The sequence below is a fragment of the Methanothermobacter marburgensis str. Marburg genome (assembly GCF_000145295.1).
GTDB lineage: Archaea > Methanobacteriota > Methanobacteria > Methanobacteriales > Methanothermobacteraceae > Methanothermobacter > Methanothermobacter marburgensis.
The window spans coordinates 1078998-1096832 of sequence record NC_014408.1; the positions used below are offsets into that span (position 1 = coordinate 1078998).

At 49.7% G+C, this 17835-nt stretch carries 18 protein-coding genes and 1 tRNA gene; 4 read left to right on the forward strand and 15 right to left on the reverse strand.

Annotated features, from left to right (window positions below):
• Window positions 1-849 carry a hypothetical protein gene (locus MTBMA_RS05680; protein WP_013295980.1) on the reverse strand — a complete coding sequence of 283 codons (849 nt, stop codon included), beginning with the start codon at window positions 847-849 and terminating at the stop codon, window positions 1-3.
• 166 nt (window positions 850-1015) lie between these two features.
• On the opposite strand from MTBMA_RS05680, the gene pheT reads away from it, so the two are divergent.
• Window positions 1016-2671, forward strand: coding sequence for a phenylalanine--tRNA ligase subunit beta (gene pheT / locus MTBMA_RS05685; RefSeq protein ID WP_013295981.1), 1656 nt, complete (start codon window positions 1016-1018; stop codon window positions 2669-2671).
• Window positions 2672-2782: 111 nt separating this feature from the next.
• Here the strand turns inward: pheT and MTBMA_RS05690 are convergent, their stop codons facing one another.
• The 9 genes from MTBMA_RS05690 to MTBMA_RS05730 all read right to left on the reverse strand — a co-directional run bounded on the left by MTBMA_RS05690 (window position 2783) and on the right by MTBMA_RS05730 (window position 9549).
• Window positions 2783-3196, reverse strand: a complete 414-nt coding sequence (locus MTBMA_RS05690) for a secondary thiamine-phosphate synthase enzyme YjbQ (RefSeq protein WP_013295982.1) — start codon at window positions 3194-3196, stop codon at window positions 2783-2785.
• A gap of 145 nt (window positions 3197-3341) precedes the next feature.
• Entirely contained in the window at window positions 3342-4472 is a 1131-nt protein-coding gene (locus MTBMA_RS05695) for a DUF362 domain-containing protein (protein WP_013295983.1), read from the reverse strand.
• A 34-nt stretch (window positions 4473-4506) separates the two neighbouring features.
• Window positions 4507-5469, reverse strand: a complete 963-nt coding sequence (gene mch, locus MTBMA_RS05700) for a methenyltetrahydromethanopterin cyclohydrolase (RefSeq protein WP_013295984.1) — start codon at window positions 5467-5469, stop codon at window positions 4507-4509.
• A complete protein-coding gene (locus MTBMA_RS05705; protein WP_013295985.1) occupies window positions 5462-6133 on the reverse strand; it encodes a thymidylate synthase in 672 nt (223 codons plus the stop codon). Before MTBMA_RS05705 ends, mch begins: the two co-directional genes overlap by 8 nt.
• An 11-nt stretch (window positions 6134-6144) precedes the next feature.
• Entirely contained in the window at window positions 6145-7074 is a 930-nt protein-coding gene (locus tag MTBMA_RS05710) for a methionine synthase (protein ID WP_013295986.1), read from the reverse strand.
• Between the two features lie 10 nt (window positions 7075-7084).
• On the reverse strand, window positions 7085-7390 hold the full coding sequence (locus MTBMA_RS05715) for a DUF1894 domain-containing protein (protein ID WP_013295987.1): 306 nt from the start codon (window positions 7388-7390) through the stop codon (window positions 7085-7087).
• On the reverse strand, window positions 7390-7842 hold the full coding sequence (locus MTBMA_RS05720) for a DUF1890 domain-containing protein (protein ID WP_013295988.1): 453 nt from the start codon (window positions 7840-7842) through the stop codon (window positions 7390-7392). Before MTBMA_RS05720 ends, MTBMA_RS05715 begins: the two co-directional genes overlap by 1 nt.
• A gap of 25 nt (window positions 7843-7867) precedes the next feature.
• Window positions 7868-8944 carry a hypothetical protein gene (locus MTBMA_RS05725; RefSeq protein ID WP_013295989.1) on the reverse strand — a complete coding sequence of 359 codons (1077 nt, stop codon included), beginning with the start codon at window positions 8942-8944 and terminating at the stop codon, window positions 7868-7870.
• A gap of 128 nt (window positions 8945-9072) precedes the next feature.
• Complete coding sequence (locus MTBMA_RS05730) at window positions 9073-9549, reverse strand: GNAT family N-acetyltransferase (RefSeq protein WP_013295990.1); 477 nt, start codon at window positions 9547-9549, stop codon at window positions 9073-9075.
• Window positions 9550-9633: 84 nt separating this feature from the next.
• Here MTBMA_RS05730 and MTBMA_RS05735 point away from each other — a divergent pair.
• A tRNA-Ala gene (locus MTBMA_RS05735) sits at window positions 9634-9707 on the forward strand.
• A gap of 6 nt (window positions 9708-9713) precedes the next feature.
• Here the strand turns inward: MTBMA_RS05735 and MTBMA_RS05740 are convergent.
• The 3 genes from MTBMA_RS05740 to hypA are packed head-to-tail and all read right to left on the reverse strand — an operon-like array spanning window position 9714 to window position 11804.
• Window positions 9714-10760: a DUF354 domain-containing protein gene (locus tag MTBMA_RS05740; protein ID WP_048901293.1), complete on the reverse strand. Its 1047-nt coding sequence runs from the start codon at window positions 10758-10760 to the stop codon at window positions 9714-9716.
• 9 nt (window positions 10761-10769) lie between these two features.
• Window positions 10770-11423 carry a hydrogenase nickel incorporation protein HypB gene (gene hypB / locus MTBMA_RS05745; RefSeq protein ID WP_013295992.1) on the reverse strand — a complete coding sequence of 218 codons (654 nt, stop codon included), beginning with the start codon at window positions 11421-11423 and terminating at the stop codon, window positions 10770-10772.
• A 12-nt stretch (window positions 11424-11435) separates the two neighbouring features.
• A complete protein-coding gene (gene hypA, locus MTBMA_RS05750; RefSeq protein ID WP_013295993.1) occupies window positions 11436-11804 on the reverse strand; it encodes a hydrogenase maturation nickel metallochaperone HypA in 369 nt (122 codons plus the stop codon).
• Between the two features lie 90 nt (window positions 11805-11894).
• Between hypA and MTBMA_RS05755 the strand changes: the two genes are divergently transcribed.
• Window positions 11895-12749, forward strand: coding sequence for a ribose-phosphate diphosphokinase (locus MTBMA_RS05755; protein WP_013295994.1), 855 nt, complete (start codon window positions 11895-11897; stop codon window positions 12747-12749).
• 114 nt (window positions 12750-12863) lie between these two features.
• Here the strand turns inward: MTBMA_RS05755 and lonB are convergent, their stop codons facing one another.
• Both lonB and MTBMA_RS05765 read right to left on the reverse strand, forming a co-directional pair.
• A complete protein-coding gene (lonB, locus tag MTBMA_RS05760; RefSeq protein WP_013295995.1) occupies window positions 12864-14798 on the reverse strand; it encodes an ATP-dependent protease LonB in 1935 nt (644 codons plus the stop codon).
• Between the two features lie 139 nt (window positions 14799-14937).
• A complete protein-coding gene (locus MTBMA_RS05765; protein WP_013295996.1) occupies window positions 14938-16179 on the reverse strand; it encodes a PAS domain S-box protein in 1242 nt (413 codons plus the stop codon).
• 118 nt (window positions 16180-16297) lie between these two features.
• Between MTBMA_RS05765 and cobQ the strand changes: the two genes are divergently transcribed.
• Entirely contained in the window at window positions 16298-17815 is a 1518-nt protein-coding gene (cobQ, locus tag MTBMA_RS05770; RefSeq protein WP_013295997.1) for a cobyric acid synthase CobQ, read from the forward strand.
• Window positions 17816-17835: the final 20 nt, after the last annotated feature.

Below are 17835 nucleotides of genomic sequence, written 5' to 3' on the forward strand. Positions count from 1 at the left end.
TTATCCTGTTCTCCCCAGTGTCAGAGACCCTATGAATTTTGTGGTGGGTATCCGTGGGAGTGATGATGCTGCCACATATTTTCCAAGGAATATTATGTTATCGGGCCTTCCCCTGTTTCTTCCAAGGAGTCTGCCCCCATCAAAGGTTGCGTGCACCCTCAGAAGTGTGGAGTTTTCCCTGCTCAGGGTCTCGTAGAGAAGTATGTTTCGCCTGTTGTATCCCCAGCGGTCTGTCCCTGCAGCATAAACCGCTGCCTTAAGGGGATTTTGACTCCAGCGTGAATAGTAGCCTCTCCTGTAATAGGATGGGCTGTTGGGTACACTTATGTACTCCCCATTCCGCAGCCTGAATACTGAGAGCCTTGAGTAGCCACTCCTGTAAATTGAAACCCCTACCTGACCACCCGGGCCCCTTATAACAAAGTGTCCGAGGCCGAGTTTTCTCACGAGGCTGTGGGCCCTCTTCATATCATAGGATGTCACGTTACCGCGCCGGATGATGTCTCCCCCTATAGCCTCAAGGGCCCGGTTTATCCAGACTATATCGGGTCCGCCGGCCCCCATCATCCAGCCACCCTCTGAGATTATGGTGTGGAAGAAGTATCCGTTGACGGTCTTGTATTCCTTCAGGGTTTCCCTGCCATTCCAGATCGTCTTCTGAATCCTGAGGGTGGCGGCATAGGTGGAATCCCTCCTGTAGGCAAAGACAGCGTCACTCTCATTAACATTAACCACCACCGAGCAGCAGTCAGAGTCCACCTCATGGTGATGGGTCCCTGATGACCCCCAGGTGCTCCAGCTGTTATTTGCAGGTGTCTGATTTACAGCGGCTGCTGATGCTGCACCCATGAGAATCGCGATTACAAAAAATATAGCAAAAAAATGTGCTTCAACTTCACACCCCCTCTATGTATTCTGTTTCCTGGACTATATGAATTTTGAGATAGGGGGCGGGTTAATTATTTATTGGATACCCATGATAATTTGAACCATCATATTTACCGGAGAGATCACCATGCCTGTTATAACGTTGGATTATGATGACCTGAAGGAACTGGGCATTGACATTGATAGAGAAAGGCTCATTGAAGTTCTGCCGATGATGGGGAGTGACATTGAGGACTTTGATGATGAGGGTATTAAGGTTGAATTCTTCCCCAACCGCCCTGACCTCCTCTCGGTTGAGGGTGTTGCAAGGAGCCTCAGGGGATTTCTGGGGATTGAAACAGGCATGCCCAGTTATGATGTTCCTGAATCAGACATTGAGGTGACTGTTGATGAGTCTGTCCTCAATGTGAGGCCCCACCTTGGAATGGCTGTCATTGAAAATGTGAGATTCACAGATAAGAAGCTTAAACAGGTCATGGAGTTTCAGGAGGACCTCCACTGGGTTATCGGGCGTGACCGGAAGAAGGTGGCCATTGGTATACATGACCTTGACCGTGTTGAGCCCCCCTTCGTCTACAGTGGAGTTGAACCTGAGGGTGTCACCTTCACCCCCCTTGAGAGTGTATGTGAAATGACACCCCGGGAGATACTGGAGGAGCACCCCAAGGGTGTGGCCTACGCACATCTCCTGAGGGACCATGAACGTTATCCCCTCATAACCGATAAGAATGGAGATGTGCTCTCCCTCCCCCCCATAATAAACGGGGAACTCACCAAGTTAACCACAGAGACAGAGAGGATACTCGTTGATGTTACAGGGACCGATGAGAGGGCAGTTAACCAGGCCCTGAACATCATATGCACATCATTTGCAGAGTCTGGTGGTGTCATAAGGTCAGTAACGGTGAGGCGCCCTGAATCTGAGTTAAGGCTCCCTGACCTCACACCAAAGGAGATGAGTGTCTCTGTATCAACAGCTTCACACATAACAGGCATTGAACTTGACGCTGCTGAGATCAAAGAACTCCTCATGAAGGCCCGTATGGATGCATCCATCGTCTCCCCTGACGAGGTCCTTGCGGTTATCCCGGCCTACAGGGTGGACATCCTCCACGAGGTTGACCTTGTGGAGAACATAGCAACCCAGTACTGCATAGGGAGGATCGAACCCCTTATCCCTGAAGTTGCAACCATTGCAGAGGAGGATAACTGGAACAGGGCCGATAAATTCATAAGGGATGTTATGGTGGGTCTGGGCTTCCAGGAGGTGATGAGCCTCATGCTGACAAGTGAGGAGAGCCACTACCAGAAGATGCGACTCGAGGAGGATGAAAGGGTGCAGGTTGCCCAGCCGATTTCACAGGATCGGACCATGATCCGCAAGAGCCTCCTGAATGGTCTCCTTGAATTCCTTGAGGATAACAGGCATGAGGACCTCCCCCAGAGAATATTCGAGGTTGGGGACGTGGTATACATTGATCCTAAAGCCGAGACCCGTACACGTACCGTGAAGAAACTGGCATGTGCAATCACCCACTCAAGCGCGGGTTTCACCGAGATCAAGTCAATTGCAGCTGCAGTGGTTGAGAACCTTGGATATGAGTTCAGAGTGGAACCCCTCGACCACCCATCATTCATAAGGGGGAGGTGTGCGTCCATTGAATCTGAGGGTGAATCATCGAGAATAAGAGGGTTCTTCGGTGAGGTTCACCCCGAGGTTGTGACAAACTTCAACCTCGAGTACCCTGTCATTGCCCTTGAAATTGAATTTGAGGAGAAGTGAATATCAACAAGCTAAATCCCGATCAGTGGGTGTTGTGATCCTCCAGTAGGGGGAAAAAATAAATAACTGGGTTAGGGTTTACACAGAAACCCTGCCCCCAATAACCAACCTTCAGGGCTTACCAGCAACCGAAACCCTGATCTTCCTGTTTCTTGGTCCGTCAAGTTCAGCAAAGAATATGCTCTGCCATGTGCCCAGGTCCATCTTCCCGTTTACCACCGGAATAGTCTGGCTCCCACCAAGGAGCACGGCCCTCAGGTGGGAATCGGCATTGTTATCTATTACATTATGGCCATATGAACCACCTGAAGGCACCATACCTGAGAGCATTGACTCTATGTCCCCCAAGAGCCGTGTCTCATTTTCATTTATGAATATCGCTGATGTGGAATGCCTTGAGAATACGTTCAGTATTCCCTCCTTTATTCCGGATGACGCGAGGACCCCTGAAACCATGGAGGTTATATCAATGAGTTCAACCCGCATGGAGGTTCGCAGTGGAATCTCCTCTGTATAGAATTCCATGGAAACACCGGTTTTAGTTATGGCCCTATATCAATAAAAGTTTTGGTGTGCGCCTCACCAGATCAGGGGTTTGTGGGGTTCCCCCAGAATCAGATATCAATAAAAGTTTTGGTGTGCGCCTCACAGTCAACCTTCATAAAAAAAGCTATTTGAGCACCCCCGAGAACAGACTGGTAAGCCTGTAGAGGAGGCTTTTATCCTGGTAGAAAGCCCTGTGTGGGCATACCTCCATGCAGCAGAGGCAGTTGATGCAGCTGGAGTAGTCAAACTCTGGTACCAGCGCCCCAGACTTCAGGGCGTCGGCAGGGCAGCTCTCAACACATACATTACAGTTCCTGCACCTTTCAGGGTCTATGGCCGGCCTTGACCACCAGAGTTTCATGAGCGCACGTGCAAGACCCGATGGAAGCAGATCAAGGGTGTAGTATATGTTGGAGGGCCACCTGAAGTCATCCACCACTTCAGCCCCGAATCCCAGAATCTCTATATCTGAAGGGTCAGGAGCAAGGTTCCTCCGCCGTGCAGCCTCATTCACAGGTACCCTGAACGGGTCCATCCCCAGGAGCAGGGGTATGTAAACGTCAAGTGCCAGTGCATCCTCTGATGCCAGAAGAAGCCCAAGGTCTCTTGGATCCCCTCCTGAGGGACCATTGCCCTCCATCCCCACAACCCCATCCACCACTGTGAGTGCAGGATTTACAAGCAGGTAGATCTCGAGGAGCTTCTCAGCAAACTCAGATGGCCCCGGGTGTTCCCTGTGATAATCCGCCTTCCTGAAGCCTGGTACAGCACCGTACATGTTCTTTACAGCACAGGTGAAGATGGTCATGGAGTGGGTCTTGAGCTTGGGGAGGTTGACAACGGTGTCACTATCCACAACCGGCCTTGAGATGGGGTAGCCCTCCCCTCCCATTATGTATGACCCAGATGCCTCAAAGTTTATGAGTTCAATATCAAGCCTCTCTGCCACGTCAAGTATCCCTGTGGCCCTCCAGAACTTCTCTATATTCCTGAAGGATCCGCCTGGACTGTCCCCAACTCTGACCTCCGCCCCGGTGTCTATGAAGAGCTCTGCAACCGCCTCGATAACCGCTGGATGTGTTGTGACGTGTCTTTCAGGAGGGGCCGCCATGAGCATGTTGGGTTTCAGAAGGACCCTGTCACCGGGTGATGCGAATTTTTTAACACCCCCAAGGTGATCCAGGCACTCCCTAACACCATCCCTGACCTCTTCAGGGTCATAGGACTGGCAGTGAGTTACTGATACTGATGGCATGAACTGCTGCTCCAGAAAAAAGTTAAGAAATAAATTAAAGTCCAAAGGACTTCATCAGGAGTTCTTCATTGACGAAACCTGCCCTGAAGACCTCACCGGTTCTGAGGTCATTTATGACGACCTCTGCTGGTGCGAACATACCCTTGTCTATCTTGTAGAAGTCGTAGTCAGCCTCCTTGAATACGTCATAGAATGGTTTACCGTAGCCCTCAGAGGCTGATGATGGCAGGTTCTCTGCAAGGGATTTTATGTCGTCGCCCTCCTCTGATTCTATGTAGTAGTAGGTCCTGCCTCCAAAGAGGACGGCGTCATTGGTTTTACCCATTGCCTTCAGGCTATCAGGGTCCACGGGGGCTATTGGGGCTATACCTGCGGCGTATTTGACCTTGTTAACATCAAAGTGGAGTGCCTCAAGCATCTTGTAGGTACCGTTCTCCACCACACGACCTGAGATCTGTATTGAACCCACAAGGGATGATGTTGGGGCCACGAGTACGTAAACATTCTCCGGTGAAACATCACATTCCTCTGCAATCTTGTCTGTGACGTCCTCCCCTGGAAGTTTATCTGCTTCAAGGGTGAGAACTGCAATGTCAGCCTCATCCTGGTAGCCTATTTCCTCATAGGTCTCTGCCGGCTTAAGTGCAAGTGCCCTTGCAGGTCCTGACCCAAGGGCAAAGAAGTCACCAACACTGACTGACCAGCCTGCCTTCTGGGCACCCAGTGTTGAGATGGCCGGGAAGTCTGTCTTTATCTTGACTGAGGGCAGGGCGAACCTCTCTGACAGGTCACCGGGTATTGATATGCCCACATCTGCAAGGCCTCCAAGGCACACCGCGGTGTAGAGTTCACCTGCCTTTATGCTACCATCAACGTTAACACCACAATCTATGACTGTTGATCCATTTTCAAGTTTATCAACGCTTATTTTAAGGTCATCTGCACCTTCAATCATCCGGTCAACTATCTTTTTTGCCTCAATGTTCACACTAACCATTTTTAATCACCTCTTTTGCTTCTTTGAAGTTAACCTCATATATATGAGCGCTAATGGAGTGGATGGTTATATGTCCCACCTCAACCCCCACCTCCGATGCAACGTGATCTGCAAGGTAGGCGAGGCCAACGGCGTTGGGGAACCATGCCCCGTAAATGTCGTGGCTGCGCCAGAGTGCTGTGGTGAAGAGCCTCCCCTCCCTCACTTTGAAGTCCACAAGGATCATGCACGGGACCTCATCACTTTCAGTATCTATTTTAGGGTCCCATGTGACCATGGTGGCCCTCCTGGACTCTTTACAGTTTTTCAGTCTCTCTATAGCCCTATCCACCTGGTCCACACCGAAGTGTGCCCTTAGACGGTTACCATAGGTGTATACGAATCCCTTCCTGTCATCTGAGAGGAACTGTTCTGAGTACTTCTCAAGTTTCTCCCCGCTCCAGAAGTACCCCTCAGGAACCCTTATATTGATGAGTGATCTGGCCGGGAGGTGGTAGAAGTCTCCTGACCTGCCTAGGGGGTTTTTTATTGTCACAACCGTGTTCATGACCTCCCTTGTGAGGGACCCCCTTTCATCCCTTATCTCTCTCCCATCACTCATTATCTTCTCAACCAGTTTAAGCCAGCCCTCTGCAATTTCATCGACGCTTATCTCATAGGCCATCTTTGAACCCCCTAAAACTCTGATGCGGCCTTCACCATGTTTCTGAGTTTGGAGAATGCCGCCTCCCTTGGAAGTTTCCTCATTCCACAGTCAGGGTCTATGTAGAGGTTATCCTCCCCGGCTATATCAGCACCCCTTTCAATAAGGTTTTTTATGGTATCGGTGGACTCGACAACCTCAGTTGATGTGTCAACGCACCCGAATCCCAGTTTTTTATCACCCCTCCATTTCTCTGCCAGCACTTCAAGGTTTGATGGTCTTCCTGCAAACTCAAGGTCCAGCATATCAACTGGGAATGTGAGGAGTTCCCCAATAACCCCGCTGATGTCACCGCATACATGGAGGGAGACATCCACATCGAGGGCCCCTGAAATGCGTTTAACAGCCCTTCTTGCTGTCCCCATATCCACCATACCCGTTGAGAGGAATGGTTCATCTATCTGTATCATGAGCGCCCCTGCATCCTGTAGGTGTTCGGCCTCAACCCTAAGGGCATCTGCCATATCCATAATTGCCCTTTCCCTCTTCTGGGGGCTGTAGAATCCCTCTATCTTTGAGGCGTGCGCCATGGTGGATGGTCCTGTGATTATCCCCTTAACACCCTTTGATTCATCATCTGTAAGTTTCCTGAGTATTTTAATCGCATATATCAGGTCATCTGATCCTATGGAGCCTGCAGGGGGTGTTATCCTTGAAAATATGATTGATACTCCATCCTTTACCATCATGCCGCCCATTGCCTCTGCAAAGTGGCCCACCATGTCCCCCCTCACCTGTCCATCTGAAATGATGTCAACGCCCGCCCTTACCTGGTCCCTCACGGCAGTCTCTATGGCGGGTCTGCAGGCATCATAGGACCCGATAAAACTTGAAATTCGCTCCCTTAATGTTTCAGGTTCCCGGGGGGTTGCGGGGTAGCTTCCAACCACCGTTGTGATCACTCTATCACCGTCAGTGCTCTGCAACTTCAATTATTCTCTCTATTTCATCCTCATCCACGGGTATCTCTATGACAGCCGTTCCATAACAGGGCTTTGTGTAGGGTATCATCACGGTTGAGCGTTCCTTATCTATACCAACAGGTACCGGGGGTATGCCTATTATCCTTGCACCCAGTATCTTCTCGCCGGGCCTTATGTGGACGACCCTCTTTGCCTTTTTCTCAATGAATGCAGCACATTCCCTGAACCCTGAACGTGTCATGTGGATTTCATAGTCGTCGGACTGCTGCAGGTAGGTCTCTATGCAGAATGACATCATAGCTCCTCCAGGAATCTGTCTATCCTGACCCTCAGTGGGGCCGGGTTGTGGTGTGCCCTCGCAGCTATTACCTCGGCTTCTGTACCTTCCATAACAGCATCAACCAGTTTTTCAAGGGTGTCCGCATCCCTTTCAAATACTACCGCCAGTGTTTCTGTATTAAGTATTCCTGCAAAGGTTGCGAGGTACGCGGTGGCAGCATCATTGGGTACAAAGCCTACAAGGAATTCGTAGTCCCCCTCAGAGAGCTCATTGAGGCAGGAGTCGAGGTCAGTGAGTTCACCCGTGTATACACCCTCTGGATCCGCAACCTGTACAAGCCTTATTGCAGCGGGATTTGCTGTTAGGGTAACACTGAACCCCTTCTTCCTGAGTTTATGTGATGTGTAAATTGCCAGGGGAACCTGCACCGGGGACTCCGGGCATCCGAGTATCATCAAAGCTTTCATATATATACACTCCCTGAATACTGAATTATTCCTTCACTCCAAATGAAGTGGCGAATATGAGTGAGCTAAGAAATATGAATGTCATGAGCGCTGTTCCGTTTATTGTCCTGTTTATTATGAAGAGTCCTATGAGGGCCTGGGACATGAAGGCTGCAAGTGCGCCTGTGAGGAGGACCTCCCTTCCAAGGTACGTTTTTGAGCCATTTTCCCTCATATCCCGGTACATGTAGAGCATCCTGAGGCCCATGATAATGATGCCCACACACCAGATTAAAAGGAAGACCATTGTAATGTAACCAAAGTCGTATGCCCATCCAAATATTCCCGGCACCATGTAATCTATTACATCCTTCTTGTTGACCAGTATGCCATAGAAGACCGGGAAGGGGAGGCCAAAGAAGAGTATCAGCTGGAGTGGCAGTGAAATATAGCCGTCTGCAAATCCACTTGAGAGTTCACCCCAGTAGGATGACATGGGGTTATGTCCAAGGAGGGTGGTGTTCTTGAGTACAAGTTTGAGGCTTGGCAGTGAAAAGGTTTCAAGCCTCTCTATACGGAGGAGGGGGCTTAAAACAGGCATCTGAAGTATTCTTGAGAGTAACTCCAGGCCCCCGAATCCTGCGACCGCGATGAAAGCGAAGCCAAGAACCCTCTTAACTGTTATGATGGATTTCTGCCTCATTGACTTAGAGATCAGGAAGAAACCTATCAGCAGCCCAAGGAGCCACAGGAGAAGGAATGACCTGTGCATGAGACCCCCAAAAACGGTTATGCCCGCCATGAGGATATAAACAAATCCCCTGAGTCCCCCCACCTCAACCCCTGAGTCCTCCATGATTGCAAGGGCTGCAAGGGATGATATGGTAACAAGAAGTGCTATGGGGCCAAATGGGTGCGTGAATTCACTCTGCCCAAAGGACATGAAGAGTGCCACAACATCAAGGCCAAATATTATATTGAATCCTATCCCCAGCACCAGGCAGAGGAACAGTATCATGCTGAGGGAAAGGGGCGCCAGGTTCAGCAGGAATATCATGGCAGCATACATGAGGATGCCGACCTCTACTATGAACTGAAGGTGATTCTGTGCTATGAGGGCCAATTTAATCCTCCAGAAATTTATCAGATTATCAGATACATCCTTATATTGGGGGCCATCTTAAAAAGTTTTTCCGGACCCCAAGCACCCGTTGGGGATAGCAGGGATGCATCCCCATGGGTCTTTTAGCGTCAGATGAGTCTTCTGAATACCACCATGTCCTCACCGGGACCATTGTAATCTGCCACCGCCTTCACAGGACCAGCATCGACTGTTTCACCCTCCTCCACCGCCCTGAACCCATTTTTAAGGTAAAATCTTATCGCCCTCTGGTTCACTGGTTTTGTTATAAGGTATATCACATTAACCCCCTTCCGCCTCACAGTTTCTGTGAAGACCTCAAGAAGCCGGGATGCCACGCCCCTTCCCCTGAGGTGTGGTGAGACACAGAGAAGATGAATGTATGCCTCATGAGGGTCGTCCTGGGATATGAATCCCAGGAGAAAGCCAGTGATCCTTCCATCCTCCTCTGCAACAAAGGAAGTGCTGCTGAAGAACCTTGTGAATATATGGTAGATTGAGTTCCTCTCTGTAACCATGGGGGGACATCTGAATGCCAGTTCCGCTATAGCAGTGAAATCCTCCTCCCTCACATTCCTTAAGATCAAGCAAACCACCGGAGATATTAATGAACTGGAGAACTTTTAAGGGGTTAAGTTTAAATATGAAAAGACTTAATGTATACTGTGTTAGGGCTGGTAGCTCAGGTTGGTAGAGCGTCGCCTTGGCATGGCGGAGGCCCCGGGTTCAAATCCCGGCCAGTCCATCAATTCTACTTTTTAGGTCCTGAATCAGCGGCCTCATAGACACTGTCAATTATTATTCTGAAAAGGTCGTCTGTTTTGATTTCCTTCATACCCTTTCGTGAAACAAGAAGCCTCAGTGCCATGTTGACTATCTCGTCAACATCCGTTGACCTGTACATCAGCCCATTCTCAATGTAGAACCTGTCAACCGAAAGCGGCTTTCCAGGGTAACATGATATGACAGGTGTGCCCAGTAGGGCGGCCTCCCTGTTCATGGTCCCCCCTGCACCGATTACAAGGTCGCACCTCTTCATGAGGCTGAATGTGTCAACCGGCGGCTTGATTATGGTGACATTGTCGTATCCCCTGAAGATCTCTTCCTGTTCCCTGAACCGTGGGATGATGAGGATGTTGGCGTAATCCTTTAGAACCTCCACTATTGGTGTGAGCACAGATTCATGGCAGTCGGCATCCAGGTAGGAGGCCAGCGATGGTTCCGGCCTCATGAGTATTGTCTTCTCCCTTTCAAGTTTCAGGTTCAGGTCCTCGAAGATGTTCTCATTGTACTCAAAGTTCTGGAAGTGGATTATCTCAGATGTCCCCCTGTACCTTGTTATCCTGTTGGGGTCAGCCCCTGTCTTCATTATATCCCAGAGGTCAATGACCTCAGGCATGATTATATGATCACAGAGTGGGAGTGTCAGCTTGTTGGCTGCAATGGCATGTTCATTGTCCAGTACATAGACACTGGGGATTCCAAGACCAAATGTGACCCTCGGAAGCTCTATTGAATGTTTTGAAAGGCCAACATCAGGTTTCTCTTCGGCTATAAATTTTGAGAGCTTGTAAGCCCTCTTGGTACTCTCAAGGAGCTTTTCAGCGAGTGTCACACCGTGTTTACCTATCGAGGTGAATTCAAAGCCAAAGAGGTTCATGAGTCTGTGTATATCCCCGAACTTCCTTGCGGTTATGATCACATCCTCCCCCTCGTCCTGGAGGTGGGTGATGATGTCCCTGAAAAACCTCACGTGAGGGGCGTTTGTAATGTCAATCCATACCTTCAAGGGGACCACCATAAAATTTTAATCGGCCATGGCATCCTCAATGGCATCAATTATCTCCTGGACACCTTCACCTGTTTTTAAACTGGTTTTAAGCACCCTTACATCGGGGTTGATATGTTTAACATCCTCAACCATCTTATCGAGATCTGCACCAACGGCATCTGCAAGGTCGGCTTTGTTGATAACCACAAGGTCGGCCTCCCTGAATATGAGGGGGTGCTTCTCCACAGTATCATCGCCCTCTGTGGAGCTCACAACAACGACCCTCATATGTGATCCAAGGTCAAAGTCCACTGGACATATGAGGTTACCAACGTTTTCAATGAAAAGGATGTCCACCTCCTCAAGTGGGAGATCCTCAAGTGCGTGTTCAACTAGATGAGCGTCAAGGTGGCATTCCTTACCTGTGTTCAGCCCGACAACTGGCACGCCGTACCTTTCGAACCTCCCGGCGTCAAATTTACTTATAACATCCCCTGCAATGACCGCAACCTTTCTGTCCATGTTCTCAATGAGCCTCTCTATGAGTGTTGTCTTTCCTGATCCTATTGCACCTAAAAAGTCAACTGCAAAGACGTTGGACCTGTCAAGGCGCCTCTGGTTTTTCTTGGCAAGTTTTCTGTTTGCAAGGAGAATATCATTCTGAATTTCAACCTCTGCTATCTTATGCATGGAATTCCTCCTCTATTCCCTCTTCTCAATTTTTATGTTCCTGACGTTGCATTCCCTGCCAGCCATCACCTGGAACTCATGTCCCCCGCATTCAGGGCAGCTTATGACTGGGGCAAAGTGGTCAAGTTCATCGGCTTCAACCACGCCCTCATACCCACATTTGCATTCTATTTCAACCGGGACAACCTCAAGGTTAAAATCTGCCCCTTCAAGTATTGTGCCCTCGCTGAGGACCTCCAGCATGAATCTGATCTGTTCAGGGTTAAGTAGAGTGAGCTGACCGATCTCAATTGTGACCTCCAGGACCTCCACTGCATCGTTCTTCTCTGCAGCATCGATGACTGTCCTTACAATTGCATCGGCCATGGATAGTTCATGCAACCATTTCACCTCTCTGGTCTGACAAAATTTTATAATTAGAATTAATAGAGTTATCTATATAAAAATTGTTAATCATGCAGGTGATTTTTCATGATAATAGGTTGTTCAGCATCACAGAAACTGGCTGCAAGCGTTGCAGATTTGCTTGATGATAGGCTTTGCCCGGTTGAAACCCGTAAATTCCCTGATGGGGAGCGTTACATCCGTGTTAAGGGCGAGGTTGATGGTGAGGTCACCGTTGTCCAGTCGACAGGTTACCCCCAGGATGAGAACCTCATGGAACTCCTCTTCATGATGGAGAACCTTAAGGATCTTGGGGCGGATTATGTACGGGCTGTGATACCCTACTTCGGTTACGGGAGGCAGGAGCGGCGATTCAAGAGTGGAGAGGCTGTGTCAGCCAGGATAGTTGCCCGCCTCCTTGAGGCCGCTGGTGCAGATGAGATCATAACCGTGAACCTCCATGAGAACTGCCTCAGCGAATTCTTCACCGTACCTGTAACTGAACTCTCTGCCATGCCCCTCATAGCCAGGCACATCTCATTCCTGGATGACCCTGTGATCATCGCACCCGATAAGGGTGCCATGGGCCATGCCAGGGAGGTCAGCAGCATACTTGGATGTGAATGCGATTACATGGAGAAGGTGAGGCTTTCCCCTGAAACCGTTGAGACCAGGGTTAGGGACCTGGATGTTGAGGGGATGGACGCGGTGGTGGTGGATGACATCATAAGTACCGGGGGTACGATTGTGAACGCCGCGGGAATTTTAAGAAACTGCGGGGCCTCAAGCATAACCGTCTGCTGTGTCCACCCTGTCCTTGTGGAGGACGCCCTGCTCAAGATATTCTCTGCAGGTGTTGAGCGGGTGATTGCAACGGACACCCTGAAATCAGAGGTGAGTGAGATCTCGGTGGCCCCCCTGATTGCAGAGGCCATAAAATAATTTTTTTATTTTGACATTAAAACGTGGACCCTCTACTAAAGAGTAAAAAACAATAATCTACTGCAAAGACCCTTTAAAAGTCAAAAAATGGGAAATAAGTCCAGCTCATCTAAATCAGTGCATGGCTGGCTTCTTCATGATTGAGGGTACTATATCACTTATTTTCTGCATCCTCTCAAGGAGGCTCTCCTTGCCCTTACCAATGAGGGCGTGTTCCAGGACATCACCGAGGGTCTCAACGGGTATTATCTTAACCTTATCCTCATACCTCTTCTCAATCATGACGTCCCCCATGTTGGAGGCTGGTATGAGTACCTTCTTTATCCCTGCCTCTGCAGCCGCCTCTATTTTCCCTGTAACCCCACCCACAGGGAGCACATCTCCACGTATGCTCAGTGAGCCTGTTAGGGCGACTGACTGGTCCACGGGTATCTCCTCGAGGGCTGATATCACGGCTGTTGCCACTGAAACGCTTGCACTGTCACCCTCCACACCATCATATGCCTGGAGGAACTGGATGTGTATGTCGTAATTTGATATGTCTGTACCTGTGTATTTCTTGATGAGGGCACTTACGTTCTGAACAGCTTCACGGGCAATCTCACCCAGTTTACCTGTGGCGATTATCCTCCCCTCCTCCTTGCTCTGGGCGGGGGCTGCCTCTGCAGCTATCGGGAGGATGATGCCGCTTCTGTCACCGATTATTGCAAGTCCATTGACACGTCCGACCTCCCCACCCTCTGATTTGAAGACACTGTACTTCTTCTTCTGTACAATGTATCGGTCCGCGATCTGCTGTTCGAGTGTCCTTGAAAGTTTCTTTGCCTCCATCACATCCCTTGTCTCAACCAGTTCCGCGCCACGGCTCTTGGCAATGTCCCCTGCAGCCCTCACAAGACCCCCGAGTTCACGGAGTTTGAGTGTGAGTGAATCCTTCTTACCGGCCCTCCTCTGGGCCTCCCTTATTATCTCCTCTATGGCCTCCCTGCTGAAGTGGGGGATCCTTCCATCCTTTTCAACTTCCTGTGCAACGAACTGGACAAGTTTGTCCCTGTTTTCAGGTGTATCAGGCATTGTGTCCTTCATGAAAACCTCGTAACCGTATCCCCTAATCCTTGAACGGAGGGCAGGGTGCATGCCCTCAAGCACCTGAAGGTTACCTGACGCCACGAGAACAAAGTCACAGGGGACGGCCTGTGAGCGCACCATTGCACCGCTGCTTGTCTCGCTCTGACCCGTGATGGAGTATTTCTTCTCCTGCATGGCTGTGAGGAGTTCCTGCTGGGTCTTCATCTTCATTGTCCCTATCTCGTCTATGTAGAGGACCCCCTTGTTGGCCCTGTGTATCATCCCGGCCTCGACCCTCTCATGTGCCGGTGTGCCAAGGCCTCCTGACTGGTAGGGGTCGTGCCTCACATCCCCAAGGAGCGCACCTGCATGGGCACCGGTTGCATCCACGAATGGGGCAACCTGCCTTCCCTCGTTGTTGACCAAGAGCTTGGGCACCATGACGGTGGTCCTTGGCCTGAACTGCTGGAGGGCCAGGAAGACTATACCCGCCGCTATTATGGCTGCAAGGAACTGGTTAACCATGAAGCCGAGGACAAGGATGAATGATATTATGAGCATCATGAAGAGGTTCTTCTTCTCATCCTGTGCCCTTGCCCTGTTCTTGTGGTTCATGACGATTTTCCTGCCCTCCCCAGCGGGTACAGTACCTATGAGGGGGTTGTTTGGGTCATCTATGTTGGGGTAAACCAGTATGTCCTGGAGTTTCTCCCGGGGCAGGAGTTCCGCCATTGCCTTGGCCAGCATTGATTTGCCGACCCCGGGTTCACCTATTAATAATACGTTACGCCTCTGTTCTGCAGCCTTTTTTATGGTCTCAACTGCCTCTTCCTGACCTATGATCTGATCTATGAGTCTTTCAGGGACATCTATGTCCTTTGAGGTTTCATATGAAAGGCTTCTCCCTGATTCCTTCTTATCGTCAGTACCTTCATATGAAACAGATCCTTCAGTTCTGAAGTTTTTAATGGTGGTTTTCATTTCTATTCAAATGCCTCCATTAAGTAAAGTGGTTAAAATAAAATCACAGTTTATGGTTATCCCTTCTGCCTAAAATATTTTACTTACAAATTTTTATTTTAATATATGGTGATGTCACTTATAAAGGTATCTCCAGGGGTCAGCGGTTTATCTCGGATATGAGGGCAAGGGCATTCTGGATAAATTTCTCAACGATTTTACGGTACTTCTCCTCACTCTCTCTGAGGGCCTCCTGTGTCCTCTTCATCTCAGTTATATCCCTTGCAATGGTGGATACCCCTATAATCTCGCCATTAACGTCCTTGAGTGGTGAGAGTGAAATGGAAAGCCATATCTCCTCCCCATCCTTCCTGAACCTTCTGGCCTCAAAGTTTGAAACAAGTTTACCGGATCTCACCTCAGATATGAGGCCCCTGAGCCTTTCAAATTCCTCCTCATCCATGAGAATAGAGACGTTCTGTCCCCTGATCTCATCTGCACTGTAACCGTATATCCTCTCAGCACCCCTGTTCCAGTCAATTATGTTCCCTTCAAGGTCATAGCTTACGATTCCATCCCCCGAGGACTCCACGATGGACGCCAGCCTTTCGAGTTCGCGCTGGAACTTCAACCTCTCTGTCACATCCCTGAAGATTGCCCGGCTGTACTCAACCTCACCATCCCTTATGCGGACATTGACGTTTCCCTCCACAAAGATCTTCTTACCATCCTTTGTTATGAATGCGGTTTCAACGAGGGGGATGCTCTCCCCGCTCATTACACGGCTGAAGATCTCACGGCACTCATCCAGCTTGTCGGGGTGTATCACATCAAATATTGTGAGATTCTCAATGTCGTCCTCAGTGTAACCCAGGGTCTCCATCCAGGCCCTGTTCACATATACGAATCTGCCATCAGGGTCAACCGCCTGTATCATGTCATTGGCGTTCTCAAAGAGGTCCCTGAACTGCTCCTCCCTTCTGTGAACCTCATCCTCCATTCTCCGCCTCTCTGAGATATCCCTGATTATTGAGGTCAGGAAAAGGCCCCCTGATGTCCGTGCAGGGTTCAGGCTCATTTCAACAGGAAACTCAGTCCCATCTGATCGGAGGGATGTGGTTTCAAAAACCCTCCCTGCGAGTTCGTGCTCCCCCTCCATCCGGTATTCTCTCATCTTGGCCTTTAGGTCATCCCGGAGGGATTCCGGGACAAGTAAATCAACCCTTTTACCCTCAAGGGATGTGTATCCAAACATCCTATCTGCAGCAGGGTTTGAGAATACGATAATGCCCTCAGAGTTAACTGTAATCACCCCATCGGGGCTGTTATGTATAACTGTCTCAAATACTGATTTAAGGTCCTCATCAGACAGTAAAGGGCTTTCAGGAGAAACACCGGACATCCAACCATCTCCACATAATAAATCAAATAGACTCAAATAATATTTATGCCGGCAAGGTATTTAAGATTTTAGTGATCAATAGATCTTAGGATCACAGCAGCCCAGAAGTGGTGAAGAAATGAGTTCAAAATGTATAATGGTGCAGGGGACATCATCAAGTGCCGGTAAGAGTGTCCTTGTGGCTGCACTCTGCCGCATATTCTCAAAGAGGGGCTACCGGGTTGCCCCCTTCAAATCCCAGAACATGTCACTGAATTCCTTCACAACCCATGAGAACAGGGAGATAGCGGTGGCCCAGGTCCTCCAGGCAGAGGCTGCAGGCATCAGGCCATCATATCACATGAACCCCATACTCCTCAAACCCAAGGAGGACTTCACATCCCAGGTCATAGTCCACGGCAGACCCGCCGGGAACATGAACTTCCAGGAGTACCAGACAGGGTTCCGGGAAACCGCCCTTAAGGCCATAAGGGAGTCCCTTGATTACCTTAAGGAGCGATATGATATCATCGTGATTGAGGGGGCCGGATCCCCTGCCGAAATAAACATGAGGGACCGCGACCTTGCCAATATGGAAATAGCCCACCTTGCAGACGCCGATGTTATACTTGTTGCTGATATAGACCGTGGGGGAGTTTTCGCCTCAATTGCAGGCACCCTGATGCTTCTCGATAAGCGTGACAGGTCCCGGATAAAGGGTGTTGTCATAAACAAGTTCAGGGGAAACCTTGAAATCCTCATGCCCGGTATAGAAAGGATTGAGGAAATAACAGGGGTGCCTGTGCTTGGTGTGCTCCCCTACGACGAGAGTCTGAAGCTTCCTGAGGAGGATTCAGCCTCGCTCGCAGAGCGGAAGTACCGTGGAAGGGGTGATGTGAAGATCGGTGTCATGAGGCTTCCCCGAATATCCAACTTCACAGACATAGACCCCCTTGAGTACGAGGAGGACGTTGCCGTGAGGCTCATAGAGGCCGGTGACAGCCTCGAGGGCCTTGACGCCATCATAATCCCTGGAACCAGGAACACCATAAGCGACCTCATGTATCTGAGGGATAATGGCTTTGCCGATGAGATCAGGGATCTGAGCCGTGAGATACCAGTATTCGGTATATGCGGTGGTTTTCAGATGCTTGGGAGGAGTATCATTGATGAGGGGCTTCAGGAGTCAAAGCTGGGAAGCGTGGATGGCCTCAACCTCCTTGACTGCAAAACCACATTCACAGGTGATGGTAAGATAATATCCCGGAGTGAAGGGGAGATAACCGGTGCCGGCCTGTTCTCAGGTATTGCAGGGGAAACCGTGGAGGGCTATGAGCTCCATGAGGGAACCACAGTCCTGGGTTATGTTAAACCACTCATGAAGGTGAAGAGGGGCTTTGGTAACACATACACCATGGGATTCGATGGTGCCGCCGATGGGAACGTGGCGGGTACCTACTTCCACGGCATATTCCACAACTTCAGATTCAGGAGGTACTTCACCAACCTTCTGAGGGAGAGGAAGGGTCTTGAAAAGCTTGACTATGTGGACGACCACTTCGATGCCTCAAGGAGGTTCTCAATTGACCGCCTGGCGGAGATAGTCGAGGAGAACATGGACCTATCCATCATTGAGGACATCATAGAAGGGGATTAGAAGAAAAAGGACCCTGATGC

Bases quoted from the DNA above. Each gene is read 5' to 3' on its own strand.
- hypB (WP_013295992.1), bottom strand. From the start codon at position 11,423: ATGCATAAGATAGCAGAGGTTGAAATTCAGAATGATATTCTCCTTGCA.
- MTBMA_RS05695 (WP_013295983.1), bottom strand. From the start codon at position 4,472: ATGCCATCAGTATCAGTAACTCACTGCCAGTCCTATGACCCTGAAGAG.
- lonB (WP_013295995.1), bottom strand. From the start codon at position 14,798: ATGAAAACCACCATTAAAAACTTCAGAACTGAAGGATCTGTTTCATAT.
- MTBMA_RS05755 (WP_013295994.1), top strand. From the start codon at position 11,895: ATGATAATAGGTTGTTCAGCATCACAGAAACTGGCTGCAAGCGTTGCA.
- MTBMA_RS05705 (WP_013295985.1), bottom strand. From the start codon at position 6,133: ATGGCCTATGAGATAAGCGTCGATGAAATTGCAGAGGGCTGGCTTAAA.
- MTBMA_RS05680 (WP_013295980.1), bottom strand. From the start codon at position 849: ATGGGTGCAGCATCAGCAGCCGCTGTAAATCAGACACCTGCAAATAAC.
- MTBMA_RS05720 (WP_013295988.1), bottom strand. From the start codon at position 7,842: ATGAAAGCTTTGATGATACTCGGATGCCCGGAGTCCCCGGTGCAGGTT.
- MTBMA_RS05765 (WP_013295996.1), bottom strand. From the start codon at position 16,179: ATGTCCGGTGTTTCTCCTGAAAGCCCTTTACTGTCTGATGAGGACCTT.
- MTBMA_RS05690 (WP_013295982.1), bottom strand. From the start codon at position 3,196: ATGGAATTCTATACAGAGGAGATTCCACTGCGAACCTCCATGCGGGTT.
- pheT (WP_013295981.1), top strand. From the start codon at position 1,016: ATGCCTGTTATAACGTTGGATTATGATGACCTGAAGGAACTGGGCATT.
- cobQ (WP_013295997.1), top strand. From the start codon at position 16,298: ATGAGTTCAAAATGTATAATGGTGCAGGGGACATCATCAAGTGCCGGT.
- mch (WP_013295984.1), bottom strand. From the start codon at position 5,469: ATGGTTAGTGTGAACATTGAGGCAAAAAAGATAGTTGACCGGATGATT.
- MTBMA_RS05715 (WP_013295987.1), bottom strand. From the start codon at position 7,390: ATGTCATTCTGCATAGAGACCTACCTGCAGCAGTCCGACGACTATGAA.